The sequence below is a fragment of the Pseudomonas sp. 02C 26 genome (genome assembly GCF_002843585.1).
Lineage (GTDB): Bacteria > Pseudomonadota > Gammaproteobacteria > Pseudomonadales > Pseudomonadaceae > Aquipseudomonas > Aquipseudomonas shirazensis.
In genome coordinates, this window is the sequence record NZ_CP025262.1 from 14,590 (window position 1) to 39,048 (window position 24,459).

At 61.9% G+C, this 24,459-nt stretch carries 25 protein-coding genes and 1 other RNA gene; 13 read left to right on the plus strand and 13 right to left on the minus strand.

The genetic code is table 11. From position 1 onward, the window contains the following. Positions 1 to 192 precede the first annotated feature (192 nt). On the minus strand, positions 193 to 1,494 hold the full coding sequence (locus tag CXQ80_RS00060) for an Nramp family divalent metal transporter (protein WP_101315222.1): 1,302 nt from the start codon (positions 1,492 to 1,494) through the stop codon (positions 193 to 195). A gap of 496 nt (positions 1,495 to 1,990) precedes the next feature. Here CXQ80_RS00060 and CXQ80_RS00065 point away from each other — a divergent pair, with 496 nt between their 5' ends. Both CXQ80_RS00065 and CXQ80_RS00070 read left to right on the plus strand, forming a co-directional pair. Then, positions 1,991 to 2,245 carry a hypothetical protein gene (locus CXQ80_RS00065; RefSeq protein ID WP_101315224.1) on the plus strand — a complete coding sequence of 85 codons (255 nt, stop codon included), beginning with the start codon at positions 1,991 to 1,993 and terminating at the stop codon, positions 2,243 to 2,245. 12 nt (positions 2,246 to 2,257) lie between these two features. Further along, on the plus strand, positions 2,258 to 2,506 hold the full coding sequence (locus tag CXQ80_RS00070) for a DUF3077 domain-containing protein (protein ID WP_101315226.1): 249 nt from the start codon (positions 2,258 to 2,260) through the stop codon (positions 2,504 to 2,506). A gap of 148 nt (positions 2,507 to 2,654) precedes the next feature. On the opposite strand, the gene CXQ80_RS00075 is transcribed toward CXQ80_RS00070, so the two are convergent. From CXQ80_RS00075 to CXQ80_RS00095, 5 genes are all read right to left on the minus strand, one after another. Further along, positions 2,655 to 3,110 (minus strand): transposase, encoded by a 456-nt coding sequence (locus CXQ80_RS00075; RefSeq protein ID WP_101315228.1) that lies wholly within the window; start codon positions 3,108 to 3,110, stop codon positions 2,655 to 2,657. 163 nt (positions 3,111 to 3,273) lie between these two features. Then, positions 3,274 to 4,017 carry a penicillin-binding protein activator LpoB gene (locus CXQ80_RS00080; RefSeq protein WP_101315230.1) on the minus strand — a complete coding sequence of 248 codons (744 nt, stop codon included), beginning with the start codon at positions 4,015 to 4,017 and terminating at the stop codon, positions 3,274 to 3,276. A 3-nt stretch (positions 4,018 to 4,020) separates the two neighbouring features. After that, the gene (gene lpoB, locus CXQ80_RS00085; RefSeq protein ID WP_101315232.1) at positions 4,021 to 4,608 is read right to left on the minus strand and encodes a penicillin-binding protein activator LpoB; all 588 of its coding nucleotides are present in this window, start codon (positions 4,606 to 4,608) and stop codon (positions 4,021 to 4,023) included. Positions 4,609 to 4,629: 21 nt separating this feature from the next. Then, positions 4,630 to 4,995, minus strand: a complete 366-nt coding sequence (locus CXQ80_RS00090; protein WP_101315234.1) for a YcfL family protein — start codon at positions 4,993 to 4,995, stop codon at positions 4,630 to 4,632. Positions 4,996 to 5,010: 15 nt separating this feature from the next. Then, the gene (locus tag CXQ80_RS00095) at positions 5,011 to 6,402 is read right to left on the minus strand and encodes a COG3014 family protein (RefSeq protein WP_101315236.1); all 1,392 of its coding nucleotides are present in this window, start codon (positions 6,400 to 6,402) and stop codon (positions 5,011 to 5,013) included. A 219-nt stretch (positions 6,403 to 6,621) separates the two neighbouring features. Between CXQ80_RS00095 and CXQ80_RS00100 the strand changes: the two genes are divergently transcribed. Next, entirely contained in the window at positions 6,622 to 8,553 is a 1,932-nt protein-coding gene (locus CXQ80_RS00100; protein ID WP_101315238.1) for a cytochrome c/FTR1 family iron permease, read from the plus strand. A gap of 53 nt (positions 8,554 to 8,606) precedes the next feature. Continuing rightward, positions 8,607 to 9,059, plus strand: coding sequence for a YaiI/YqxD family protein (locus CXQ80_RS00105; protein ID WP_101315241.1), 453 nt, complete (start codon positions 8,607 to 8,609; stop codon positions 9,057 to 9,059). A gap of 58 nt (positions 9,060 to 9,117) precedes the next feature. On the opposite strand, the gene elbB is transcribed toward CXQ80_RS00105, so the two are convergent. Beyond that, a complete protein-coding gene (gene elbB / locus CXQ80_RS00110) occupies positions 9,118 to 9,786 on the minus strand; it encodes an isoprenoid biosynthesis glyoxalase ElbB (RefSeq protein WP_101315243.1) in 669 nt (222 codons plus the stop codon). Between the two features lie 72 nt (positions 9,787 to 9,858). Then, positions 9,859 to 10,482, minus strand: coding sequence for a DedA family protein (locus CXQ80_RS00115; protein WP_101315245.1), 624 nt, complete (start codon positions 10,480 to 10,482; stop codon positions 9,859 to 9,861). Between the two features lie 207 nt (positions 10,483 to 10,689). On the opposite strand from CXQ80_RS00115, the gene hemB reads away from it, so the two are divergent. Beyond that, complete coding sequence (gene hemB / locus CXQ80_RS00120) at positions 10,690 to 11,700, plus strand: porphobilinogen synthase (protein WP_101315247.1); 1,011 nt, start codon at positions 10,690 to 10,692, stop codon at positions 11,698 to 11,700. A gap of 19 nt (positions 11,701 to 11,719) precedes the next feature. Continuing rightward, positions 11,720 to 13,975 (plus strand): polyphosphate kinase 1, encoded by a 2,256-nt coding sequence (gene ppk1 / locus CXQ80_RS00125; protein WP_101315249.1) that lies wholly within the window; start codon positions 11,720 to 11,722, stop codon positions 13,973 to 13,975. Here the strand turns inward: ppk1 and ppx are convergent. Then, positions 13,962 to 15,464 (minus strand): exopolyphosphatase, encoded by a 1,503-nt coding sequence (gene ppx, locus CXQ80_RS00130; RefSeq protein ID WP_101315251.1) that lies wholly within the window; start codon positions 15,462 to 15,464, stop codon positions 13,962 to 13,964. The two genes, ppk1 and ppx, sit on opposite strands and share 14 nt — an antisense overlap. Before the next feature lie 242 nt (positions 15,465 to 15,706). Between ppx and trxA the strand changes: the two genes are divergently transcribed. The 5 genes from trxA (at position 15,707) to CXQ80_RS00155 (ending at position 21,063) form a co-directional block, all read left to right on the plus strand. Beyond that, positions 15,707 to 16,036, plus strand: coding sequence for a thioredoxin TrxA (gene trxA / locus CXQ80_RS00135; protein WP_101315253.1), 330 nt, complete (start codon positions 15,707 to 15,709; stop codon positions 16,034 to 16,036). Positions 16,037 to 16,265: 229 nt separating this feature from the next. After that, on the plus strand, positions 16,266 to 17,525 hold the full coding sequence (rho, locus tag CXQ80_RS00140; RefSeq protein ID WP_101315255.1) for a transcription termination factor Rho: 1,260 nt from the start codon (positions 16,266 to 16,268) through the stop codon (positions 17,523 to 17,525). 209 nt (positions 17,526 to 17,734) lie between these two features. Continuing rightward, complete coding sequence (gene ubiD, locus CXQ80_RS00145; RefSeq protein WP_101315257.1) at positions 17,735 to 19,201, plus strand: 4-hydroxy-3-polyprenylbenzoate decarboxylase; 1,467 nt, start codon at positions 17,735 to 17,737, stop codon at positions 19,199 to 19,201. Then, complete coding sequence (locus tag CXQ80_RS00150) at positions 19,201 to 20,169, plus strand: CDP-6-deoxy-delta-3,4-glucoseen reductase (RefSeq protein ID WP_101315259.1); 969 nt, start codon at positions 19,201 to 19,203, stop codon at positions 20,167 to 20,169. The genes ubiD and CXQ80_RS00150 overlap by 1 nt, the downstream gene beginning before the upstream one ends. Positions 20,170 to 20,412: 243 nt before the next feature. Then, positions 20,413 to 21,063, plus strand: a complete 651-nt coding sequence (locus CXQ80_RS00155; protein ID WP_101315261.1) for a gamma-glutamylcyclotransferase — start codon at positions 20,413 to 20,415, stop codon at positions 21,061 to 21,063. An 18-nt stretch (positions 21,064 to 21,081) separates the two neighbouring features. Here CXQ80_RS00155 and CXQ80_RS00160 read toward each other — a convergent pair whose 3' ends face one another. Beyond that, complete coding sequence (locus CXQ80_RS00160; protein ID WP_101315263.1) at positions 21,082 to 22,059, minus strand: NADPH:quinone oxidoreductase family protein; 978 nt, start codon at positions 22,057 to 22,059, stop codon at positions 21,082 to 21,084. Between the two features lie 158 nt (positions 22,060 to 22,217). On the opposite strand from CXQ80_RS00160, the gene CXQ80_RS00165 reads away from it, so the two are divergent. Beyond that, the gene (locus CXQ80_RS00165; RefSeq protein WP_101315265.1) at positions 22,218 to 22,622 is read left to right on the plus strand and encodes a flagellar basal body-associated protein FliL; all 405 of its coding nucleotides are present in this window, start codon (positions 22,218 to 22,220) and stop codon (positions 22,620 to 22,622) included. A 167-nt stretch (positions 22,623 to 22,789) separates the two neighbouring features. Here CXQ80_RS00165 and CXQ80_RS00170 read toward each other — a convergent pair whose 3' ends face one another. Continuing rightward, positions 22,790 to 23,242, minus strand: a complete 453-nt coding sequence (locus tag CXQ80_RS00170; RefSeq protein WP_101315267.1) for an EVE domain-containing protein — start codon at positions 23,240 to 23,242, stop codon at positions 22,790 to 22,792. A gap of 173 nt (positions 23,243 to 23,415) precedes the next feature. On the opposite strand from CXQ80_RS00170, the gene CXQ80_RS24790 reads away from it, so the two are divergent. Further along, entirely contained in the window at positions 23,416 to 23,565 is a 150-nt protein-coding gene (locus CXQ80_RS24790) for a hypothetical protein (RefSeq protein ID WP_178080737.1), read from the plus strand. Positions 23,566 to 23,578: 13 nt separating this feature from the next. Here the strand turns inward: CXQ80_RS24790 and CXQ80_RS00175 are convergent, their stop codons facing one another. Both CXQ80_RS00175 and ssrS read right to left on the minus strand, forming a co-directional pair. Continuing rightward, on the minus strand, positions 23,579 to 24,187 hold the full coding sequence (locus CXQ80_RS00175) for a 5-formyltetrahydrofolate cyclo-ligase (protein ID WP_101315269.1): 609 nt from the start codon (positions 24,185 to 24,187) through the stop codon (positions 23,579 to 23,581). A gap of 80 nt (positions 24,188 to 24,267) precedes the next feature. Beyond that, a non-coding RNA gene (ssrS, locus tag CXQ80_RS00180) (6S RNA) lies at positions 24,268 to 24,447 on the minus strand. Positions 24,448 to 24,459 lie beyond the last annotated feature (12 nt).

The window sequence follows — 24,459 nt, forward strand, 5'->3', positions numbered from 1 at the left end:
TGCGAAGAGGGCAGCGGGATCAGATTAGTCGCGCATTGTGAAGGGCAGGGTGGGTGCAGACAATCCGCCTGTGCAGAGACACATTGTCATTTCAGTGGCGACAATCAACGCACACTGGCTGCAAACAAACACGGGGCAAGCCCTTTTCAAGACCTGCCCCGCAGAGTGTTTACAACAGCGTTGTACGATGACCTAGCTGAACAGCTCCACACCCAGCTGGAACGCCACCCACAGCGCCAGGCCGGTGGCGAATGCCAGGGCGATGTTCTCGAACAGGTTGTTGCGGTATTCCTTGCTCAGCAGCGATTTCTGGTTGGACATGATCAACAGGCCCAGCGAGATCACCGGCAGACCAATGATATTCAGCGCGCTGACGCCGATGGTCAGGGTGACGAAGTCAGGCATGCCCGGAATCGACCAGATCAGTGGCGTAACCAGGATGAACAGCATGAACCAGCGGTGCGCCGGGTCCTTGTGGAACTCCTTGCCATAACGCTCGCGACGCTTGGGCTGCACGTGCTGCAGGGCGTCGGTGATCAGCATCGGGAAGGCTGTGGTCTTGCCGGAAATGCTGGCGAACAGGGTGGCGAACACGCCGATGAAGAACACATACCAGCCGATCGGGCCGAAGAAGATTTCCAGCGCCTTGCCCAGATCGCCGAGGGTTTTCACTTCGATGCCGTTGGGCCGCAGGATTTCTGCGCCGACGATCCAGATCGCCAGGTTGATGACGATACCGACGAATACTGCAAACAGCAGGTCGTTGCGTTGCACACGCTTGTGCTGCGGGCCAACCCAGCCCTTCTGGCGCATCACGTAGGGGTGGACGAAGTTGGCCACCGAACCGGCCACTGCGCCGATCACCGACACCGCTACCAGCATGGCGCCATGCACGCCCTCGTCAGGCGGGATGCTGAAGCCGATGGTGCCTTTGACGATGCCTGCCACATCCGGCCCGGACATCACCGCCAGCGCCAGAAACGCCAGGGTCATGATCGCCAGCAATGCCTTCATCACGCCTTCGATAAGCGAATAGATATTGCGCCCGACCAGCATCCACACCGCCAGCACCACCGCCATCGAGCAAAGCAGCGGGTAGTCGACGCGCAGCAGCATGGCCAGTGATTCGCCGGCGCCCTTGATCATGTATGCATTCATCAGGTGGCCCATGATCAGCGCGTAGCCGAGCATGAACCAGGCGAACACCGGGTGCAGTTGCGCGTAGCCCTGAAGGATGGTCATGCCCTGGTTATTGCACAGTTGGAAGCGGGCGATGATGTTGACGATCAGGTAGCGCAGCAGCAGCGAAACTGCCAGCACCCACATCATTGCGTAACCGTAGTTGGCGCCGGCCACGGAAGAGGTGATCAGATCACCTGCGCCCAGCCACGACAGCACGGCGATGATGCCTGGGCCGAGCAACTTGGCGATGCGCGCGAGGCGGCTTTGCGAGGGCACAGCAGCTTTGCCCTCAACGGAAGGTAGGCTGGTCATTGGATGTCTCCGTTATTTTTGTAGTGAGAGCCGGCGCAGTCGAACATGCTGATAGGACGTCGTACAACTAAAATCGCAGAGCAAACATTACAAAGTATTACGGCAAATCCAGGCTGTTTTGTGCAGGCCTTGCGGGGCTTGAGCTGCCGTGGAATATGGCGTGCTGACATCATGGGGGTGCTTGTAAGACCTTTCCCAACTTCGCGCTGAGCGCTTCAGGCTGGATGGCCTTCGGAAGTATCCTACGTGCTTTGCGGAAGTAGCCATATTGTCGGGGAAATGCCTCAGGGCTAACTTCGTCGGGTCGCCTGAACAGGGCGAACGGGCGTGAGACACCCGATAACAGGCAAACAATCGCTTTATGGCGGTCGTATATGGACAGGCGCATGCCTGGCCGGGTTTGCCTGTGCCCCGGGTCTCACACCATGTACGACTGCCACCCAATTCTGTGAGACGAGGAGGACGGCAGTTCCTATCCGAGCACAGGAGTTGCGCCATGAAAAAAATCGTCCCCGATCCACCCCGTTTCAAGCTGATTATCTCCCCGCATTTTTCTGTCCACAGCGACATGCTCCCGCCTGATTCCCTGGGCTTGGCCAATGAATTTCTCTGCGGCGTGGTCGAGACCCTCGACCAGCAGTGCAGCGACTCGGCTGAGCAACCTGACCTAAACGCCCTGGCCAGCGCCGCCCATGCCACGCGCATGGCCCGTACCCTGGTTGAACACGCATTGACCCGGCTGCGTAGCTGAAGGAGCCAAGGTATGAGCGTGCAAACCAACGGCATTACCACGGTGGGCGTGGCCTCAACCGAGCTGTTCACCGTCCGCCCTGGCATCCCGATCACCCAGGCGTTTGATGAGCTGTCGGTATTGCTGGGTTGTATCCGCCATCTGACCGATGAGGCCGAAATGCAGGGCGACCTCCAGGCCGGCAGCGCGGCGCGGATCCTCAGCGGGCTGGCCAAGGCGCTGGTCAATGACATGGAAACCGGGGTCAATCGACTGCGGTGAATGGCCCTGCAGCGGCGTACAGGGGCCGCTTTGCGGCCCTTTCGCGACACAAGGCCGCTCCTACCCCGACCGCGTACAAGCGCCGTGCGCGGACAATGTAGGAGCGGCCTTGTGTCGCGAAATGAGGGCGAAGCCCTCACCGAGGCCGCTACAGCCAAACACAATCCCAATGCGAATACTCGCCAGCTCTGCGCACCAGTCCCGCGCGTATTGGGTTGCGAATGATGTACAGCGCGACAGCCTTGACATCCTCATCCCGGCGCAGGGCCCGGTCATGAAATCCTTGTTGCCAGATGTGCTGTCGAGCGGCCCCAGCGCGGTACAAACCGACGCTGCAGCGTGATTTAAAGGTACACATCAGACTGGCGAGGGATCCCGTTCCAAGCTCAACCAGCCAGTGAAGGTGGTCGGGCATGAGTACCCAGGCTAAAGAGCGGCATGCACCCTCATCCTGGATTGTGCGTAGTTGATGGATGGCCGTTCTGGCGTAGGTCAGATCAGTGAAAACAGGCTGACGATTTCGGGTGACAGTGGTGAGTAAATATAAGCGTCCGGGCTCAGATGTTCGACCGTGGCGCAAGCTGCTGGCGTGAGGACTGTCCATGTCCTGCTCCTGTGATTACGGTTTGGAAACGGTAGTCGCGGTGGCGCAGAGGTATGTGTGATTACGGTATCTGGATGTGACTTCGGTGAGGGCTGCGCCCTCATTTCGCGACGCAAGGCCGCTCCTACAGGAGCGGGCTTGCCCGGGAGAGTGCTTTCAGCTCTCAGCGCAAAATCTGCGCCGGTTCGTCCGGCGGCAAGTTGCTCTGCACACCTTCTCGCGCTGGCGCCGCCGACACTTCGCCGGCCAGCTGCTCGGCCAGTTGCCGCGCTACATCCATGCCCAGCTCCCTGGACACCTCGCGGACCACCCGCGGGCGGTTGAGGGTGACGCGCGCATCCTGGCGTTTTACCAGCTTGGTGTCCTGGCCCTCGCCCATGGCGGTGAAGGCCGAGGTGATCTCGTAGGTGCGGGTATTGATCAGGCTGAAATCAGCCACCACGCTCAGGGCCAGTACCGCCGAGTAGCTGTCGGTGTGGTCGAGTGCGTTGATGTCCCTCTGGAAGTCGATATCCGACAGGGTGCCGAACAGCACGTAGTCGGCACCTGGGAACGAGCCGGCTTTGATCCGGGCGATCACGTCGTAGACATCGTCGTTGGAACGGCTGGTGTAAGGCTTGCCCTGCACCAGCTGGAACAGCCCACCCTTGAGGATTGCGCCCTTGATGTCGCCACCGAAATTGCGCAGCTCGGTCTGCTCGATGTAGCTCTTGCTGCTCTCGTACTCGCTGTAGCTGGCCGAGTGGCTGGCGCTGTACGGGCTCGCCTGGCCGCTGTTGTGCGCACTGACGCTGTGGATGTATTCCTCCACCTGCGCCTGATAGGCAAGGTCGGTGACTGCGACCTTGGGCGCCGCCTGCGCAGAAAATGCGCAAGCCAGAGCGATGACTGCCATCCATGTACGCATCGCTTAGCGCTCCGTGGTCTTGCGGATTTCTTTTTCGTCCATCCATTCAGCCAGGCCGCTTTCGACGTCGACCAACTGCAGGCTGAACTTGTAGAACACGTCTTTGTAATCGCTGCTGCGTTTGACGATGGAGCTGATCGAGCCTTCCAGGCGGTACTGCGCGGCGATCATGTTGCCCGTCTTGGCGACGGTGGCTTTTTTGTACAGGCCGCTTTGGTTCTGCAACTTGAGCTGGTCGACCTGGCTCTGCATGTCGGTGTTGTCGCTGGCAAAGCGGGCAACGCCGGTCTTGAGCAGTTGGGTCTTGATCGTGGTGGTGATCTCGCGGGTATCGATGTACTCGCTGGTCTTGTTCTTCACGTCATACACCTGCACCACCGGGCGGCCATGCAGCACGCCGGACTGGGCCAGCGAGCGGGTCATGCTCTCGGCGATCATCTGCAGGTCGGTGGAGCCGAATTCGTTGGTAATCAGCTCGACTGCCTTGGTGTCGCCGTAGCTGATGTTCTTGCTGCCCAGGCCTGGTGACGGCGTGCTGCAGCCGCTGAGCAAGGCGAGGGTGAGGGCGGCGAGGGTAATGCGTGCAAACATCAAAAGTGCTCCTGAAAATAATTACCGGGTATGGACTTCGAGGCGGAAGTCGCGCGCCTGCGGCAGCGGGGCGATGGCGGGCAGGAAGCTGGCCTGCTTGCCGTAAAGGGTGAGGGTCTTCCAGCTTTCTTCATCGCCTACCGGGAAGCCGTCGTCGCCCAGCCAGGCGAAGCGGTAGTAAAGGGTCTGGTTGCTGCGGCTGGTGTTGTTGATGGCGACCTTGACGGTGAGAAATCCGCGTTCGCGGGCCACCCGCATCGGGCCAATGTCAAAGTCGTCGAGCTGGCCCATGGTCACCACCTTGCTGGCGGCGCTGCCTGGCTCGGGCGGACTGGCGCAGCCTGCCAGGAGGGCGGCGGCGACAAGAGCGATGCAGATTAAACGCATGTTCGATCCTTGAGATTATTTGAGGTTGGCAAGCACCGGCGCTTGGGCCGGCTGCGGCAGTTGTATGGCGGCGCCACTGGCGAACACCTGATGGCCGAGCACGCGCAGGCTGATCACTTGGTAGGGTTGGTCGATCTTGACCTTGAGCGTACCGCTGCCGAGGATCGCCGGCAGGCTCAGGCGATGTTCGCCTTGGGCCAGATGCACGCGGGCGACCTGGGTCTGGTTGGGCAGGGTGCGCCAGGTGCGGGTGTCGGCGCCTTCGACCACTGCCGCGGCAATGCCCACGATCAGGGCTGCCAGCGGATCGACCTCGTTCAGCTTTTTTTGCGCCAGGGTGCGGCTGACCGCGCGCACGCTGGTGCGCAGGATGATCTCCGGCATGTCGTCACGCAGGGCCCTGCGCGACATGGCGCTGGTGTTGTTGAGTGAAGTGAGGCTGACAGCCTGGTCGTTCAGGTAGACCTCGGCAAAGCGCGCAGTGCTGTTGTCTTCTCTTATCACCGGGAACGACAGCGTGGTGATCACCAGATTACCGTCGATCGTCAGTGGCAGCGGGATGCGCATCGAGTCGCGTGCCGGTGCCAGGCCGCTCTGGACCACAATCAGCACATCGCTTTCGCCGGACTTGCTTCGCTTGCCATCAAGGTTGAGCAGGGCTTGCTCGAGCAATGGCGTCTTCGGCCGTAGCTCGGCTGCAGTGCGGTAGCCCGGCGCGGCCAGGCCCTTCTCGCCAAGGGCCTCGTAGACGAAGCCGGACAGGTAATGGCTGAACGCGCTCTGGTAGCTGTTTTTCAGACTGACCACTTCAGGGTCGTCGAGGCTGGCCACCGGATATCCCTTCAGATCTTTGAACTCGGTGCTGGCACCTTGTTGTTCGGCTTCCTGCTCGCCCTTGAGGTACTGCTTGTCACGCAGCTCGGCGATGACCGCTTCGCGTTCGTGGGTCTTCTTGATTTCGGTACGGGCGCCGGCGAAATCGTTCTGCGCCAGCAGGTTCAGGGCCATCTGGGTGGTCAGCATGACCTTTTCGTAGTCGTAGCCCTGGTAGCGGCGGACCTTGTCGTTGACCAGATAGCTGGCGAACTGGCTGAGGTACTTTTCAGTGTCCAGTTTGACTGCTTCTTCCCACTCGAAGACCACGCCGTCGGCCACGCGCCAGGCTTGCTGGCTACCCTGCAGATCACCTTTGGAACGCAGCAGCTCGCCTTTTTCGAAGTAGTAGAGGAGGTCTTTGACGTCGCTCTTGTTGTTGCTCTCGAGCAGAGCCAGGGCAGCGTCGACATTGCCGGCGACAAGCTGCTGGTTGGTTTCCTGAAGCTCGCTGTCGTAACTGCGAAACACAGCGCAGCCGGTCAGTTGCGTGACGGCGATAAGCGCTGCCAGAAGTACTGCGCGGGGGACCATCGGTGTTGTTCTTCCTGAATGGATGGACTGCGTCCTGCGCCAGCGCGGCCCGTGATTGCGGGGGAACAAAGGCAAAGGCGCGACATTATAAGCACAAGGTGGCGTTTTGCTGGCATGGAGGCTTGAATTAGGTTGCGCTGGTCCCTGTCGCTAATCTGTTACAAGATTTTTCGTGAAATCTGCCGGCAGCCCTTGAGCAGGCGCGAGTGGAAGTGAACAATGTTCTCTTTCGTATTCCCCTCGAGATCGGCCATGACTTCCCGTCCCCGTTTACTCGCCTGGCTGCTGTGGCCAGTGCTGGCGCTGTGCAGCACGCTGGCCACGGCCGAAGCCCCTGCAGAGGCGACCAAGGCCTTGCACCTGCTCGATTACATTGGCGCGGATTACCCGCCAACGGTGCGCGAGGGCAGGGTGGTCGATGACGGTGAGTACCGCGAGCAGCAGGAATTCAGCAGCGTGCTCGCCGAACTGGTGAAAAACCTGCCAGCGCACGCCGAACGTGATGCCCTCGAACAGGGCGTACAGGCCTTGCGCACCGCCATCGACCAGCGCCAGGACGGCCCTACCGTTGCTCGCGAGGCGCGCCAGCTCGGTGCCCGTCTGGCGGTTGCCTATGAGGTCAGCCAGGCCCCGATAATCACCCCTGATCCTGCCCGCGGCGCCGCGCTGTACGCGCAAAACTGCTCGATCTGCCACGGTGACAGTGGTGCCGGCGATGGCCCGGCCGGGCTCGGTCTGGAGCCAGCGCCGGCCAACCTGCGCGACGTCGCCCGGCTCGATCAGCTCAGCCTGTTCGACCTCTACAACACCCTTGGCCTGGGCATCGAAGGCACCGAAATGCCCTCGTTTGCCGACCAGCTCGACGAGCGTCAGCGCTGGGACGTAGCGGCCTTTGTCGCCAGCTTTAGCGCCGAGCCGCAGGCCGCTGCTGGTGCCCCGGCCTGGAACCTGGCTGATCTGGCCCGGCAGACCCCTGCAGAAGTCGCCGCCAGCCACAGCGCCGAGGCCGTCGCTGCGTTTCGCGCCCAGCGTGCACAGCCGCCGCAGGTCAAGCGCGGCCCGGCGCAGTTGCTCGACTACACCGCCAGCACCCTCGACAAGAGCCTGGCGGCCTATAGCGACGGCGATCATGACCAGGCCTACGACCTGTCGGTTGCGGCGTATCTGGAAGGTTTCGAGCTGGTCGAAAGCTCCCTCGACAACATCGATGCCCAGGTACGCAAAGACACCGAGAAGGCCCTGATGGCCTATCGGCAGTCGTTGCAGGACGGCCTGCCCGTCGCCCAGGCCGAACAGCGCCTGAGCGAGGCCAAGGTCAAGCTCGACGCCGCCGCCAAGCTGCTTGGCAGCGATGGCCTGAGCTGGTCGCTGAGCTACATCTCCGGGCTGTTGATTCTGCTGCGCGAAGGCCTCGAGGCGATTCTGGTGCTGGCCGCGATCCTGGCCTTCCTGCGCAATACCGGCCAGCAATCTGCGGTGCGCAGCGTCAACGTTGGCTGGGCGCTGGCACTGGTCGCAGGCTTCGCCACCTGGGCGGTAGCGGCGTATCTGATCGACGTTGGCGGTGCTCAGCGCGAATTGCTCGAAGGTTGCACCGCGCTGTTTGCCAGCGTGATGGTGCTGTGGCTCGGCGTGTGGATGCACGACCGGCGCCACGCTGCGGCCTGGCAGGACTACATCAAAAGCAGCCTGGTCGGCGGCGGCGGGCGCTTTGGTTTTGCCTTGCTGGCGTTCTTCTCGGTGTACCGCGAGCTGTTCGAGGTGATCCTGTTCTACGAAACCCTGTGGCTGCAATCAGGGCCTGCCGGGCACAACGCTGTGCTGGCCGGTGGTGCCACCGCGCTGGTGCTGTTGGTGGGCCTGGCCTGGGTGATCCTGCGCGGTTCGGCCAAGCTGCCGTTGGCGCTGTTCTTCAGCATCAACGCCGCGCTGCTGTGCGCACTGTCGGTGGTGTTCGCCGGGCATGGCATCAAGGCCTTGCAAGAGGCAGGCATCCTCGGCACGCGGCCGGTGGCGTTCTTTGAATTCGACTGGCTGGGCATTCATGCCGATGCCTACTCACTGGCGGCACAAGCCTTGGCACTGAGCGCGATCGCGCTGCTGTATGGCCGCTCGTGGCTGCTCGAGCGGCGCCGCGCTGCGGCCAGTTGAGCTGCGATCTGGCACACTGGGTGCAGTGATTAACAGCCGATGAGAATGCAGCAATGCGTATATGGATCGATGCCGACGCCTGCCCCAAGGCAGCCAAGGACCTGATCGTAAAGTTTGCCCTCAAGCGCAAACTTGAGGTAGTGATGGTCGCCGGCCAAGCGCAGATCAAGCCGGCATTTGCCTGCGTAAAGCTGATCTTGGTGCCGAGCGGACCGGATGCCGCCGATGATTATCTGGTCGAGAATGCCGTACCGGGCGAGTTGGTGATCTGCAGCGATATCCCCTTGGCCGACCGCCTTGTGAAAAACGGCGTGGCGGCGCTCGACCCACGTGGCCGTGAGTTCGATGAGCGCAATATGGCCGACCGGTTGGCGACGCGTAACTTGTTCACCGAGCTGCGTGAACAGGGCCAGGCCAGTGGTGGCCAGGGGCCTTACGGCGAGAAAGAGAAGCAGGAGTTCGCCAACTCACTCGATCGCATCCTGACCCGCCTCGCGAGGGGCTGATTACGACATTGATCACAGCACCACGCAGCGCCGGCCTGGGCCAGCGCTGCAGGGCAGCTCAGTGGTCGTTGGCGTGGGTCAATTCCAGCACCCGATCGACCAGTTTGTAGATGCCGCTGGCCGCATCGCTGATCGAGGTAGCGAGCATGTACGCCGGGGTGGTCACCAGCTTGCGCTGGGTGTCTTCGACGATGTCATGTACATCGCACTCTTCGTGGGTGCCGCCCATCTTCACCACCGCCGCGCTGGTGCCGGCATCGTTACCGATGGTGCAGACCACGCCTGGGCCGTAGATCTTCGCTGCCAGAGCTGGCGAGATGCACATCAGGCCGACCGGTTTGCCGGCTTCGGCGAAGGCCTCGGCCAGCGCCAGTACGTCTGGTTGAACCGTGCACTTGTCACCTTCAACGGCAAAGTTGGAGAGGTTTTTTGCAGCGCCAAAGCCGCCGGGCACGATCAGCGCGTCAAACTCGCTGACGTCTGCTTCGCGAATGTCCTTGACCTGGCCGCGGGCAATCCGCGCCGACTCGACCAGCACATTGCGAGTCTCGCTGGTTTGCTCACCGGTCAGATGATCGATTACATGCAGTTGGGGGATGTTTGGTGCAAAGCACTGCACCTGCGCGCCGCGCTGGTCCAGGCGCAGCAGCGTGATCACGCTTTCGTGGATTTCAGCGCCATCGTAGACACCACAGCCGGAAAGAATCACCGCCACTTTTTTTGTCATGCTTGTTTCTCCAGAGTCCACGCGCCAATTGTTGCTTGGCACTTTACTAGGATCACGGCAACAGCGGCATGTTCATTCTTGCGGTGGGCTTGGCTTGTCCGTCAGCTGCTCGGTCGCAGCCGCGTCGGCGGCCGCCTTGCGCTCGGCGCGCTGGGTGCGAAAACGCCGGCGCAGCCACAGCAGCAGGCCCAGCACCAGCAGGCCGCCAAGTACCCACAGCTCGTACTTCTTGACGTTGCCAAGCAGGCCTTCGAGGATCGCCCCGAAGTGGTAGGCCGCAGCGCCCAGGGCCACTGCCCACACCGCAGCGCCAATGCCGTTGAGCAACAGGTAGCGGCGTGGCGGATAGCCCGACAAGCCAATTGCCACCGGCATCACCGTGCGCAGGCCATAGACGAAGCGGAAGCTCAGTACCCAGATGTCCGGGTGGCGGCGGATATGATCCAGGGCACGGTCGCCCATGGCCTGCCAGCGCGGCCTGCGCGCCAGGATTGCGCGGCCATGGCGGCGGCCCATGAAGTACCACAGCTGGTCGCCGGCATAGCTGCCGAAGAAGGCCACCACGCACACCATGTTGATGTCCATGTAACCGCGGAACGCAAGAAATCCCGCAAGCACCAGGATGGTCTCACCTTCAAAAAATGTGCCGAGAAAAAGGGCAAAGTAGCCGAAATCCTGCAGGAATTGTTGAAGCATCTTCTGGGGTGCTGGCGAAATGAACGCGCAGCCTACCCCTTCGCGGGCCGTGGGGAAAGTGTCCAAATGTGTCTCGACGTGAACAATTCCTACATGGTGATTGCCTGTGGCGACACGTCGCAGGGTTGCCCAAGGGTGTAACACAGGCGTCATAATGGCCGCTTATAACTGTCGCGCTGCCCGCCTGCGCGGGCTCAGGAGTCTGCCGTGAGCTTTACCCCCGCCAACCGTATGTTTCCTGCCACACGTCTGCGTCGCAATCGCCGCGACGAGTTTTCCCGTCGCCTGGTGCGTGAAAACACCCTGACGGTCGATGACCTGATCCTGCCGGTATTCGTTCTGGATGGTGAAAACCGCCGGGAAGAAGTGCCGTCCATGCCAGGTGTCGAGCGCTTGTCGATCGACTTGCTGCTGGAAGCTGCGCAGTCCTGGGTGGACCTGGGGATTCCGGCCTTGGCACTGTTCCCGGTAACCCCGGTCGAGAAAAAGACCCTGGATGGCGCCGAAGCGTGGAACCCGGACGGCATTGCCCAGCGCGCTACCCGCGCCCTGCGTGAACGCTTCCCGGAGCTTGGGGTGATCACCGACGTTGCCCTCGACCCGTTTACCACCCACGGCCAGGATGGCATCCTCGACGAAGACGGCTACGTGCAGAACGACATCACCGTCGATGCGCTGGTGCGCCAGGCGCTGTCCCACGCCGAGGCTGGCGCGCAAGTGGTGGCGCCTTCTGACATGATGGACGGCCGCCTCGGCGCGATCCGCGAGGCGCTGGAAGTCGCCGGCCACGTCAACGTGCGCATCATGGCCTACTCGGCCAAGTACGCCAGTGCCTACTACGGCCCGTTCCGCGATGCGGTAGGCTCGGCTTTGAACCTGGGCAAGGCCAACAAGGCGTCGTACCAGATGGACCCGGCCAACAGCGACGAGGCCCTGCACGAAGTGGCCACTGACCTGGCCGAAGGTGCCGATATGGTCATGGTCAAGCCAGGCATGCCGTACCTGGATATCGTTTACCGGGTCAAAACCGAGTTCAAGGTGCCGACCTTTGTCTATCAGGTCAGCGGCGAGTACGCCATGCACATGGCGGCAATTCAGAATGGCTGGCTGAGCGAGGCCGTGATCCTCGAATCGCTAACCGCTTTCAAACGTGCAGGCGCCGATGGCATTCTCACTTATTTCGCCGTTCGCGCCGCCCAATTGTTGAGAGGGCAGTAACGCCCTTCAGGAACGTCAGATGAATAACGAAGTGCTATCCCCGGTCGACATCAAGGATGCTCAAGCGCTACCGCAAGAGCTGACGCAAACGCCGCCAGACCTTGAGCCGGTGGCCGAGCCTGTGGTCGAAGCGGTTGCCGACGCTGCGCTCGAAACCGCCGCGCCGACCCCTGCGCCGGCGCCGGCGATCCCGGTGCCTGGGCTGGACGACAGCAGCCTGTACATTCATCGCGAGCTCTCGCAGCTGCAGTTCAACTTCCGCGTGCTGGAACAGGCGCTGGACGAGTCGTATCCGCTGCTCGAGCGCTTGAAGTTCCTGCTGATCTTTTCCAGCAACCTCGACGAGTTCTTCGAGATCCGCGTCGCCGGCCTGAAGAAGCAGATCAATTTTGCCCGTGAGCTGGCCGGCGCCGACGGCCTGCAGCCACATCAGGCCCTGAGCCGGATCAGCGAGCTGGTGCACCACGAAGTGGATCGCCAGTACGCGATCCTCAACGACGTGCTGCTGCCAGAGATGGAAAAGCACAACATTCGCTTCATTCGTCGGCGCAACTGGACGCCGAAGATCAAGACCTGGGTGCGGCGTTTCTTCCGCGACGAGATCGCGCCGATCATCACCCCGATTGGCCTCGATCCGACCCACCCGTTCCCGTTGCTGGTGAACAAGAGCCTGAACTTCATCGTCGAGCTCGAAGGGGTCGATGCATTCGGCCGCGATTCGGGCCTGGCGATCATCCCCGCGCCGCGTTTGCTGCCTCGGGTGATTCGCGTACCGGAGGAGGTAGGCGGCACCGGTGCCAACTACGTATTCCTCTCGTCGATGATTCACGCCCACGCCGATGATTTGTTCCAGGGCATGAAGGTCAAGGGTTGCTATCAGTTCCGCCTGACCCGTAACGCCGACCTGGCGCTGGACTCGGAAGAGGTCGACGACCTTGCCCGCGCTCTGCGTGGTGAGCTGTTCTCGCGTCGCTACGGCGATGCGGTGCGCCTGGAAGTCGCCGACACCTGCCCCAAGCATCTGTCCGACTACCTGCTCAAGCAGTTCAGTCTGAGCGAGAACGAGCTGTATCAGGTCAATGGTCCGGTCAACCTGACCCGGCTGTTCAGCATCACCGGCCTGGAAAGCCACCCAGAACTGCAGTACCTGCCGTTCACCCCGGCGATCCCCAAGCTGCTGCAGAACGCCGAAAACATCTTCAGCGTGGTCAGCAAGCAGGACATCCTGCTGATGCACCCCTTCGAGTCGTTCACCCCGGTGGTCGACCTGCTGCGCCAGGCAGCCAAAGACCCGCACGTGCTCGCCGTGCGCCAGACCCTGTACCGCAGCGGCGCCAACTCGGAGATCGTCGACGCACTGGTCGACGCAGCGCGTAACGGCAAGGAAGTCACTGCGGTGATCGAGCTGCGCGCGCGCTTCGACGAAGAGTCCAACTTGCAGATGGCCAGCCGCCTGCAGGCGGCCGGCGCGGTGGTGATCTATGGCGTAGTCGGCTTCAAGACCCACGCCAAGATGATGCTGATCCTGCGTCGCGAACAGGGCGAAATCGTCCGCTACGCGCACCTCGGCACCGGCAACTACCACGCCGCCAACGCCCGTCTGTATACCGACTACAGCCTGCTGACCTCGGATGACGCGCTGTGCGAAGACGTTGGCAAGCTGTTCAGCCAGCTGATCGGCATGGGCAAGACCCTGCGCATGAAAAAGCTCCTGCATGCGCCGTTCACGCTGAAGAAGGGCATGCTCGACATGATTGCCCGCGAGACCCAGTGCGCGCTCGACGGCAAGCCGGCGCACATCATCGCCAAGTTCAACTCGTTGACCGACGCGAAGATCATCCGCGCGCTGTACAAGGCCAGCCAGTCAGGTGTACGTATCGATCTGGTGGTGCGTGGCATGTGCTGCCTGCGCCCGGGCATCGCCGGGGTTTCGCACAATATTCACGTACGCTCGATCATCGGCCGCTTCCTTGAGCACACGCGGGTGTTTTACTTCCTCAATGGCGGCGAAGAGCAGATCTTCCTGTCGAGTGCCGACTGGATGGAGCGCAACCTCGATAAACGCGTCGAGACCTGCTTCCCCGTCGAGGGCAAGAAGCACCTGCTGCGGGTCAAGAAGGAGCTGGAAAGCTACCTGACCGACAACACTCAAGCATGGATCCTGCAGTCCGACGGCCGCTACGTGCGCAGCACGCCAACCGGCAACCAGAACCCGCGCAGTGCCCAGGCGACCCTGCTGGAGCGCCTGAGCAACCCGGTCCTCAACGTACGCTGAGGACGAAGCCGACTCGGGCCAGCCACTCCGCCTCGTTGGCGAAGTCGGCCTGGGTCAGCGGGTGCTGTTCCAGCCAACCGTCCGGGAATACTACTTCCAGGCTATTTTCGTGGGCTTGCAGCACCACTTTGGGCATCTCTTGGGTGCCGCGGATGTGGTGGAAGAGGATGGCAAAGCGCAGCAGTACGCACAGGCGAATCAGCTGGCTGCCTTCATCGCCGAACTCGGCGAATTTGTCCTTGGGAATGTTGCGGCGATGGCCGCGTACCAGCAGCGCGAGCATCTGCTGGTCTTCACGCGAGAAACCGGCCAGGTCGGAGTGCTCGATCAGGTAGGCGCCGTGCTTGTGGTAGTGATAGTGGGCGATGTCCAGGCCCACCTCATGGACCTTGGCCGACCAGCTCAGCAGGTCGCGCCAGTTGCCTTCTTCCAGATCCCAGTCTTTGGCCACTTGATCAAACGCGTGCAGCGCCTTGCGTTCGACCCGCGCGGCCTGGCCGTGGTCGACGTGGTAGCGCTCCATCAACGAATTGAGGGTGCGCTCGCGCACATCTTCGTGGTGATGGCGGCCAAGCAGGTCGAACAGCACACCTTCACGCAGGGCGCCGTCGCAGTGGTCCATGCGTTGCAGTTCGAGTGCATCGAAAATGGCTTCGAGAATCGCCAGGCCGGCCGGGAAGATCGTGCGGCGGTCAGGCTTGACCCCTTCGAAGTCGATCTTGTCGGTGTCGCCCAGCTTGAACAGCTTGCGTTTGACCCAAGCCAGGCCTTCGGCATTGACCTCACCGTTGCCCAGGCCGCCAGCCTTGATCGCCGCGCCGATGGCGCGAATGGTCCCGGACGAGCCGATCGCTTCGTCCCAGGTCAGCCGGTGCAGGGCGGTTTCGATGCTCATCAGTTCCAGGCGCGCAGCGGTGTAGGCCTGGGCGTAGCGCGCCGGGGTGATCTTGCCGTCGCGGAAGTAGCGCTGGGTATAGCTGACGCAGCCCATTTGCAGGCTCTCGCGCAGCAACGGCTCGAAGCGCTGGCCAATGATGAACTCGGTGCTGCCGCCACCAATGTCGGCGACCAGGCGCTTGCCCGGATTGTCGGCCAGGGTGTGCGACACGCCGAGGTAGATCAGGCGCGCTTCTTCACGGCCGGAGATGACCTCGACCGGGTGGCCGAGGATAGCTTCGGCGCGCTGGATGAATTCGTTGCGGTTGCGCGCTTCGCGCAGCGCGTTGGTGCCGACGATGCGCACGGCGCCATCGGGCATGCCGTTGATCAGCTGGGCGAAGCGCTTGAGGCACTCCAGGCCGCGCTGCATGGCTTCTTCGCTGAGGCGGCGCTCTTCGTCGATACCGGCGGCCAGCTGAACCTTCTCGCCCTGCCGCTCAAGAATGCGGATTTCCGTGTGGTGGGCCTTGGCCACGACCATGTGGAAACTGTTGGAGCCCAGGTCGATGGCGGCGATCAGGGATAGGTTCTTCGCGGAGTTCTGCGGCATGATTTTCGAGATTCTCGGTCGGTTACCTGGCAATCCTGCCACGAACGCGGGCATACGCCAACGCGTGGCTGGGCAAGGTTTGATGCAAAGCAAGGTGCGCACGGATCGTATGACACCTATGTGACAGTTTCGATGCGAGGTGTCTTGCTCCACTATAGTTACACTCAATCGTCCGCGACTTCCTGTAGCCAGCCGGTGCAGCTATGATGGGCCACGATTTTGCTTTCCACCTGGAGATATCCATGAGCAACGACCTGATCAAACATGTCACCGACGCCACCTTCGAGGCTGAAGTCCTGAAGGCAGAAGGCCCGGTGCTGGTCGACTACTGGGCTGAATGGTGCGGCCCATGCAAGATGATCGCTCCAGTCCTGGACGACATCGCCACTACCTACGAGGGTAAACTGACCGTCGCCAAGCTGAATATCGACGACAACCAGGAAACCCCGGCCAAGCACGGCGTGCGTGGCATCCCGACGCTGATGCTGTTCAAGAACGGTAACGTCGAGGCAACCAAGGTCGGCGCGCTGTCGAAATCACAACTGGCTGCGTTCATCGACGCCAACCTGTGATGTGAAATGGCCCCGGTAAATCCGGGGCTTTTCTTTTTGCGAACCCTAGACGCGCAAAAAAGCAAGTGTTACATTCGGCCTCGCACTGTTTCTTCAAGTGCCCCCTGCACGCCGTCGCCGAAGCATCCCAATTCGAATCAGTACGCGATCCTGTCGCCTTCTTGCGGCGCGGCTTCATTAAGCCAGAAGCTTAATTCTCCCTTCTTACATGATTACGTCCACTCCCCTTATGAACCTGACTGAACTCAAGCAAAAGCCGATTACTGATCTGCTAGAAATGGCCGAACAGATGGGCATTGAAAACATGGCCCGTTCGCGCAAGCAGGACGTGATTTTCGCCCTGTTGAAAAAACACGCTAAGAGCGGCGAAGAGATCTCGGGTGACGGCGTGCTGGAGATTCTCCAGGATGGTTTCGGTTTCCTGCGGTCGGCTGATGCGTCCTACCTGGCCGGCCCTGACGATATCTACGTCTCGCCCAGCCAGATCCGTCGCTTCAACCTGCGTACCGGTGACACCATCGTTGGCAAGATTCGCCCGCCAAAGGAAGGGGAGCGTTACTTCGCGCTGCTCAAGGTCGACACGATCAACTACGACCGTCCAGAAAACGCGAAGAACAAGATCCTCTTCGAGAACCTGACGCCGTTGTTCCCCAACAAGCGCCTGAAGATGGAAGCCGGCAACGGCTCCACCGAGGACTTGACCGGGCGTGTGATCGACCTGTGCGCGCCGATCGGCAAGGGCCAGCGTGGCCTGATCGTCGCTCCGCCAAAAGCGGGCAAGACGATCATGCTGCAGAACATCGCTGCCAACATCACCCGTAACAATCCCGAGTGCCACCTGATCGTTCTGCTGATCGACGAGCGCCCGGAAGAAGTTACCGAGATGCAACGCACCGTGCGCGGCGAAGTGGTTGCTTCGACCTTCGACGAGCCGCCAACCCGCCACGTGCAGGTTGCCGAAATGGTCATCGAAAAGGCCAAGCGCCTGGTTGAGCACAAGAAAGACGTGGTCATCCTGCTCGACTCGATCACCCGTCTGGCCCGTGCCTACAACACCGTCATCCCGAGCTCCGGCAAGGTCCTGACCGGTGGTGTCGATGCCCATGCGCTCGAGAAGCCAAAGCGCTTCTTCGGTGCTGCGCGTAACATCGAAGAAGGCGGCTCGCTGACCATCATCGCCACCGCGCTGGTTGAAACCGGCTCGAAGATGGATGAAGTGATCTACGAAGAGTTCAAAGGTACCGGTAACATGGAACTGCCTTTGGACCGTCGTATCGCCGAGAAACGTGTGTTCCCGGCCATCAACATCAACAAGTCGGGCACGCGTCGTGAAGAGCTGCTGACTGCTGATGACGAGCTGCAGCGCATGTGGATCCTGCGCAAGCTGCTGCACCCGATGGACGAGATCGCCGCTATCGAGTTCTTGATCGACAAGCTCAAGCAGACCAAGACCAACGACGAGTTCTTCCTGTCGATGAAGCGCAAGTAAGCTTCGCGCTTAATATGCTGAAGATTTGGGGCCGCTGCGCGCCCCTTCGCGGGTAAACCCGCTCCCACAGGGATTACATCGAACCTTGTGGGAGCGGGTTTACCCGCGAAGGGCTGCGCAGCGGCCCCAAGTCATTTTGGCATCCTAAAAAAGCCTGATCGGCGCTACACTCTGCACCCCGACCGATACGGCCAACACGAGGCTTACGCATGCAGTATCGCGATTTGCGCGACTTTATCCGTGGCCTGGAGCAGCGCGGCGAACTCAAGCGCATCCAGGTTCCGATTTCACCCGTCCTGGAAATGACCGAAGTCTGCGATCGCACCTTGCGTGCCAAGGGCCCGGCGTTGCTGTTCGAAAAGCCTGTCGGTTTCGACATCCCGGTGCTGGGCAACCTGTTCGGCACACCGGAGCGGGTCGCAATGGGCATGGGCGCCGAGTCGGTTGCAGAACTGCGCGAGATCGGCAAGCTGCTGGCCTTCCTCAAGGAGCCCGAGCCGCCCAAGGGTCTCAAGGATGCCTGGTCGAAGCTGCCGATCTTCAAGAAAGTCGTGTCGATGGCGCCCAAGGTGGTCAAGGACGCGGTGTGCCATGAGGTGGTGATCGAGGGCGACGACGTCGACCTCAGCCAGCTGCCGATTCAGCATTGCTGGCCGGGCGACGTCGCGCCGCTGATCACCTGGGGCCTGACCGTCACCCGCGGGCCGAACAAAGAGCGGCAGAACCTGGGCATCTATCGCCAGCAGGTGATCGGCCGCAACAAAGTCATCATGCGCTGGTTGAGCCATCGAGGCGGCGCGCTGGACTATCGCGAGTGGTGCGAGAAGCACCCGGGCCAGCCATTCCCGGTGGCGGTGGCGCTCGGCGCCGACCCGGCGACCATCCTTGGCGCGGTCACGCCGGTGCCGGATACCTTGTCCGAGTACGCCTTTGCCGGCCTGCTACGCGGTAACCGTACCGAGCTGGTCAAGTGCCGCGGCAGCGACCTGCAGGTGCCGGCCACGGCGGAAATCATCCTTGAAGGGGTTATCCACCCTGGCGAGATGGCCCCGGAAGGCCCGTATGGCGATCACACCGGCTACTACAACGAAGTCGACAGCTTCCCGGTGTTCACCATCGAGCGCATCACCCATCGGCGTAATCCGATCTATCACAGCACCTATACCGGCCGGCCACCGGATGAGCCGGCGATTCTGGGTGTGGCCCTGAACGAAGTGTTCGTGCCGATCCTGCAGAAGCAGTTCCCGGAGATCACCGACTTCTACCTGCCGCCGGAAGGCTGCTCGTACCGTATGGCGGTGGTGACCATCAAGAAGCAGTACCCAGGCCATGCCAAGCGGGTAATGCTCGGTGTGTGGTCGTTCCTGCGACAGTTCATGTACACCAAGTTCGTTATTGTCACCGACGACGATATCAACGCCCGCGACTGGAACGACGTGATCTGGGCCGTCACCACGCGCATGGACCCCAAGCGTGATACGGTGATGATCGACAACACGCCGATCGACTACCTGGATTTTGCCTCACCGGTGTCGGGGCTTGGCTCGAAGATGGGCCTGGACGCCACACACAAGTGGCCGGGCGAGACAACACGCGAATGGGGCCGGGTCATCGTCAAGGACGATGCCGTCACCCGCCGTATCGATGAGCTGTGGGATCAGTTGGGAATAGATTGATGCAGGTAACGTTGCAGCCCTCCGGGGCGGTACTGGCGCTGGAGCCCGGTGAAAGGATTCTTGATGGTGCGCGGCGCCTGGGCTATGACTGCCCGAGCAGCTGTCGCAATGGCAACTGCCATGTCTGCGCGGCACTGCTGGTCGAAGGCCGGGTGCGCCAGGACGGTGAAGTGCGCGATCACGGCGAGCTGTTCACCTGCATTGCCGAGCCGCTGGAAGACTGCGTGCTGCTCTGGGATGGCGTTCTGGCCCTGGGCGAGCTGCCGCTGCGCACGCTGGCCTGCACGGTCAGCGAGTGCATCGAGGTTGGCGGTGATGTCTGGCGCGTGCGCCTGCGTGCCCCGGCCGGCAAGCCACTGCGCTACCACGCCGGCCAATACCTGATGATCGAGCGCGATGGCGCCGACAAGGCTGCCTTCTCGCTGGCCTCGGCACCGCATGCCGGGCGGGATCTGGAGCTGCATGTACTGGCTCGCGAGCCCAGCTCGGTGGCATTGATTGAGCAATTGCAGCGCGACGGCCTGGCGCGTATTCAGATGCCGTTTGGCGACACCCACCTGGCCGAGCTGCCGGATGGGCCGCTGGTGTTGATCGCCGCCGGCACCGGCATGGGCCAGATGCACAGCCTGATCGAGCACTGCCGGGCCAACGGCTTCAAGCACCCGGTGCACCTGTACTGGGGCGTGCGTCGCCCTGAGGACTTCTACGCGCTCGAGCACTGGGACGAGTGGCAGCGCTTGCCCAACCTGTTCCTGCACAAGGTGGTCAGCGACCTGTGTGGTTGGGAAGGGCGCTGCGGCATGCTCCACGAGGCGGTTTGCGAAGATATCGCTGACCTCAATGACGTTCACGTGTACGCCAGCGGCTCGCCCAACATGGTCTATGCCACGCTGGATGCTCTGGTCGAAGCCGGTATGGACGCCCATCGCATGCGCGCAGATGTATTTGCCTACGCCCCGCGTGGTTGATCGCTAATAACCAAAGTTGTTCGACTTGATTATAAGGCGGTAAGTCTTACCGCCCTTGCCAATAACTTTATCTATACTCGCAACAGCACTGCACATTCGCCTGCAGTGCCCATGTTGCGGCTGCTCCTGCCTGCGTCAGGGCTTGTAATACGGTGCCTTTCTGCCGTACGGTAAGTCCAGCGCAGCGCCAGTGAGTTACAGTGGCGCTCATTGTAAGTTCTCGGGGAATAATGGCGGCAGCTTATGTCGGCACTTGAAAGTCTATCCTGGAAAGTTTCCTATCCGCCGTCGCTGGACTTTGGTCAGCAACTCACGCGCGAGCAACTGTCAGTTTCTATGCAGTCGACCATGTCGCGTCACCGTGGCGGGCCGGTGTGGTTGTTTGCCTATGGTTCGCTGATCTGGCGGCCGGAGTGCAACTCGGTCGAACGTCAGCGCGCGCGCGTGCACGGTTATCATCGCGGGCTGTACCTGTGGTCGCATGAGCATCGCGGCACACCCGAGTGCCCGGGGCTGGTGTTTGGCCTGGATCGCGGCGGCTCGTGCAGCGGCTTTGCCTACCGGCTGGACGACAGCAATCTGGATGACTCGCTGATGGCCCTGTGGCAACGGGAGATGCCGTACCCGGCCTATCGCCCGCACTGGCTGACCTGCCGGCTCGACAATGGCAGCAAGGTGCAAGCCTTGGGTTTCGTGCTGGAGCGGCACTTGCCGTGTTACGCCGGCGACCTGCCGGATGGGCTGCTGAGCCAGATCTTGGCCAGCGCCAGCGGGCGCTTCGGCACCACCCGCGATTATGTCGAGCAGACCTTGAACGCGCTGCGCAGCCACCAGATGCCTGATCGCAATCTGGAAGCGCGTTTTCGCCGCTGCCATAACCTGCGCGAGGTTTGACCCCCGCGCAGGCTTCGTTCAACGGGTCTGCACCACCAGCTTGCCCACCGCCTTGCGCTGCGCCAGTTGCTCTATGGCGCTGCCGGCTTCGGCCAGTGGGTAGGTTTTCGATACCAGTGGTTTGATCTTGCCCTCGGCGTGCCAGGCGAACAGTTGACGGAAGTTGGCGGCGTTGTCCTGTGGCTGACGCTGGGCAAATGCACCCCAGAACACTCCCACTACCGCCGCGCCCTTGAGCAGCGCCAGATTGACCGGGAGTTGTGGGATCACGCCGCTGGCAAAGCCCACCACCAGCAGCCGGCCGTTCCAGGCCAGGCCGCGCACCGCCTGGTCGAACAGCTCGCCGCCGACCGGGTCGTAGATCACGTCGACGCCCTGGCCGCCGGTCAGGCGCTTGATTTCATCCTTGAGCGAGCTTGTGCTGTAGTCGATCAGCTCATCTGCACCGGCAGCCTTGGCTACCGCCAGCTTGTCGGCGCTGCTGGCTGCTGCGATCACCTTGGCACCCATGGCTTTGCCGATCTCCACGGCGGCCAGGCCGACGCCACCGGAAGCGCCCAGCACCAACAGGGTTTCTCCAGGCTGCAGGTTGGCCCGCTGGCGCAGTGCGTGCAGCGAAGTGCCGTAGGTCATGCCCAGCGCGGCGGCGGTGGTGAAGTCCATGCTGTCGGGGATTGGCAGCACGTTGTAGTAGGGCACCGCGACCTGCTCGGCAAACGCGCCCCAGCCGGTCAGCGCCATGACCCGCTGGCCCACCTCGAACGCGCCTGCCTTGGCGCCCACCGCCGCAACCACCCCGGCCGCTTCGCCACCCGGCGAGAACGGCAGCGGTGGCTGGAACTGGTATTTGCCTTCGATGATCAGCGTGTCAGGGAAGTTGACCCCGGCGGCGTGCACGTCGAGCAGGACCTCGTTGATCTTCGGCTGGGGGCTGGCGACGTCTGCAAGCACAAGATCGCGCGCCGGGCCCAGGGTTTTGCACAACACGGCTTTCATCGGGGCTATTCCTTTGCAGGTGATGGCCGATAAGTGTAGGAGGACTGCTTGCCCGGTCAACGAGCATGCTCGGCCCTGATGGCCCGGCATAAGCCCGGGCTTGGGTTTGCGCGACGTGCTGGGTAAGCTGGCGCCAACTGTATGTGAGGAGCGAATTCGTGAAAGCGTGGATCTTGATGGTTATGGCGCTGATGCTGCCAATGGCGGCGATGGCCGAGGAAGCCGCAGAAGGCGCGCCGAAGGTTGCCTATATCAGCCTGAGCCCGCCCTTTGTCGGCAACTACGCACTGGATGGCAACAGCAAGCTGCGCGTGTACAAGGCTGACGTGGCCCTGCGCGTGACCGGCGATGCCGCTGCGGCGGCGGTCAAGCACCACGAGCCGCTGATTCGTAATCAGCTGGTGGCGCTGTTCACCCAGCAGACCGTGGACAGCATGAGTAACGTCGAGGCCAAGGAGCGCCTGCGTCAGGAAGCGTTGAAGCAGGTACAGCAGGTGATGGAGAACGAGGAAGGCAAGCCGATCGTCGAGGACCTGCTGTTCAATAACCTGATCGTGCAGTAAAGCCAACCGGGGCCGCTCTGCGGCCCTTCGCGGCGGTCCGGCGTCCCGGTAAACCCGCTCCCACAGGGTTCAGCGGCGTTTGTCGAAATTCGGTTTCAAAACCGCTGTGATCCCTGTGGGAGCGGGTTTACCCGCGAAGGGCTGCAAAGCAGCCCCTCTGCTTTCCACTACTTGGCCAAGGTCAGGATCGCAGCCCACTGCTTCAAGGTCACCGGCATTACCGACAGCCGTGTACCTTTTTGCACCAGCGGCATCTCCTCCAGAGCTGCCTGCTGCTTGAGCAAGCCCAGCCCGAGCAAAGGCTTGAAGGTGCGCACATGGGCGACATCGACGGCGCTCCAGGGGTTCTTGTCGGCGCTGGCCTTGGCATCGTGGTAGTGACTCTGCGGGTCAAGTGCCGTAGGGTCGGGGTACGCCGCTGCAACAATTTTGGCGATACCGGCAATCCCCGGCTGCGGGCAGCTTGAGTGATAGAAGAAAAATTCGTCGCCAACCGCCATGGCCCTGAGGAAATTGCGCGCCTGGTAGTTGCGCACCCCGTCCCAGCGCGCTTCGCCGAGGCGTTTGAGGTCATCGATGGACAATTCGTCCGGCTCGGATTTCATCAGCCAATAGGCCATGGACGCTGCTCCTGACAAAGTCTGAAATAACTAGTTGCATGAAACCGACAGCCGGTTGACGTCAACGTTTGCGTGTCGGCTCCGGTTGGCGGAAAATGCGCCGATTTTAAGCACTATGCTCAGTCAGCACTGAAAAAGCTGGCAAGCCCGAATCAGTTGCCAGGGGGCAATCAATGAACAAACGCAAACCGGACCTGCTGTGGATCCTGGCCTTTATCTTCGGTCTTGGGGTCGTTACCACCGGTTATGCGCAGAGTTTGCTGGAGCGAAAGATGGACGTCGCCTACCAGACCCCCGTCGAGCAAGCGCCACAGCAGCGCTGAAGTCATTGCGCGCTCAATTGCGCGCCAGGTACCAGTGGCGGTCCGAGACCGTGCCTTGCAGCGGTACATCCCAACTGGCCTGCGCCAGACGCTCGACCTTCTGGCATTCATGCGCCAGGCCCAGCAGCAGCGGTTTCTTCCAGGTCTTGCGCCGGCTCTGATAGGCCAGGCTGCGGTCATAGAACCCGCCCCCCATGCCCAAGCGGCCGCCCACTTCGTCAAACCCGACCAACGGCAGCAGGATCAAATCCAGCGCCCAGATTGGCCGTTGCCGCTTGCGCTCGATTACCGGCTCCGGGATGCGAAAGCGATTGCGCTTGAGCACCTCACCCTGGTCGTAACGCTGAAACACCATGCGTGTGGCCGGCCAGGCGTGCAGTACCGGCAGGTAGATCCGCTTGCCGCGCCGATGGCCCTCGCGCAGCAGCAGGCGCGGGTCGATCTCGCCGTCATTGGGCAGGTACAGGGCAATGTGGCGGGCGCGGCGGAATAACGGATGCTGGGCCAGCTGACGGTACAGGCCGCGAGACGCCTGACGCTGTTGTGCAGGCGTAAGGGCGCGGCGTGCGTTACGCAGCTGGCGACGAAGTTGCGGGCGGGTGAGGGGCGCGGTGTCGGTCATGGCACAGAGGTCCCGGAGGTGTCGGCCGCCGTGGCGGCCAGACCAGTTGCCCGCCAGAGCAGGCGAGCAATGCAGAATTCAGGCTCCCCGATAAGACCGCTATCGGCGTAGCCCTTGAACCCGAAAGTTCAAGGTGGAGATTGCAGGGGGCGTTAAGGCTTTCCGTCGGGCGGACATGCACACCGGCCCCAGCGTGCAACCCCCGTGGTTGTGCGTATCGGCTCAGGGACATAACCGACTGGCGCATCTCCCAGGGAGTGACGCCAGTATAC

Bases quoted from the DNA above. Each gene is read 5' to 3' on its own strand.
- CXQ80_RS00060 (WP_101315222.1), bottom strand. From the start codon at position 1,494: ATGACCAGCCTACCTTCCGTTGAGGGCAAAGCTGCTGTGCCCTCGCAA.
- CXQ80_RS00065 (WP_101315224.1), top strand. From the start codon at position 1,991: ATGAAAAAAATCGTCCCCGATCCACCCCGTTTCAAGCTGATTATCTCC.
- CXQ80_RS00070 (WP_101315226.1), top strand. From the start codon at position 2,258: ATGAGCGTGCAAACCAACGGCATTACCACGGTGGGCGTGGCCTCAACC.
- CXQ80_RS00075 (WP_101315228.1), bottom strand. From the start codon at position 3,110: ATGGACAGTCCTCACGCCAGCAGCTTGCGCCACGGTCGAACATCTGAG.
- CXQ80_RS00080 (WP_101315230.1), bottom strand. From the start codon at position 4,017: ATGCGTACATGGATGGCAGTCATCGCTCTGGCTTGCGCATTTTCTGCG.
- lpoB (WP_101315232.1), bottom strand. From the start codon at position 4,608: ATGTTTGCACGCATTACCCTCGCCGCCCTCACCCTCGCCTTGCTCAGC.
- CXQ80_RS00090 (WP_101315234.1), bottom strand. From the start codon at position 4,995: ATGCGTTTAATCTGCATCGCTCTTGTCGCCGCCGCCCTCCTGGCAGGC.
- CXQ80_RS00095 (WP_101315236.1), bottom strand. From the start codon at position 6,402: ATGGTCCCCCGCGCAGTACTTCTGGCAGCGCTTATCGCCGTCACGCAA.
- CXQ80_RS00100 (WP_101315238.1), top strand. From the start codon at position 6,622: ATGTTCTCTTTCGTATTCCCCTCGAGATCGGCCATGACTTCCCGTCCC.
- CXQ80_RS00105 (WP_101315241.1), top strand. From the start codon at position 8,607: ATGCGTATATGGATCGATGCCGACGCCTGCCCCAAGGCAGCCAAGGAC.
- elbB (WP_101315243.1), bottom strand. From the start codon at position 9,786: ATGACAAAAAAAGTGGCGGTGATTCTTTCCGGCTGTGGTGTCTACGAT.
- CXQ80_RS00115 (WP_101315245.1), bottom strand. From the start codon at position 10,482: ATGCTTCAACAATTCCTGCAGGATTTCGGCTACTTTGCCCTTTTTCTC.
- ppk1 (WP_101315249.1), top strand. From the start codon at position 11,720: ATGAATAACGAAGTGCTATCCCCGGTCGACATCAAGGATGCTCAAGCG.
- ppx (WP_101315251.1), bottom strand. From the start codon at position 15,464: ATGCCGCAGAACTCCGCGAAGAACCTATCCCTGATCGCCGCCATCGAC.
- trxA (WP_101315253.1), top strand. From the start codon at position 15,707: ATGAGCAACGACCTGATCAAACATGTCACCGACGCCACCTTCGAGGCT.
- rho (WP_101315255.1), top strand. From the start codon at position 16,266: ATGAACCTGACTGAACTCAAGCAAAAGCCGATTACTGATCTGCTAGAA.
- ubiD (WP_101315257.1), top strand. From the start codon at position 17,735: ATGCAGTATCGCGATTTGCGCGACTTTATCCGTGGCCTGGAGCAGCGC.
- CXQ80_RS00150 (WP_101315259.1), top strand. From the start codon at position 19,201: ATGCAGGTAACGTTGCAGCCCTCCGGGGCGGTACTGGCGCTGGAGCCC.
- CXQ80_RS00155 (WP_101315261.1), top strand. From the start codon at position 20,413: ATGTCGGCACTTGAAAGTCTATCCTGGAAAGTTTCCTATCCGCCGTCG.
- CXQ80_RS00160 (WP_101315263.1), bottom strand. From the start codon at position 22,059: ATGAAAGCCGTGTTGTGCAAAACCCTGGGCCCGGCGCGCGATCTTGTG.
- CXQ80_RS00170 (WP_101315267.1), bottom strand. From the start codon at position 23,242: ATGGCCTATTGGCTGATGAAATCCGAGCCGGACGAATTGTCCATCGAT.
- CXQ80_RS24790 (WP_178080737.1), top strand. From the start codon at position 23,416: ATGAACAAACGCAAACCGGACCTGCTGTGGATCCTGGCCTTTATCTTC.
- CXQ80_RS00175 (WP_101315269.1), bottom strand. From the start codon at position 24,187: ATGACCGACACCGCGCCCCTCACCCGCCCGCAACTTCGTCGCCAGCTG.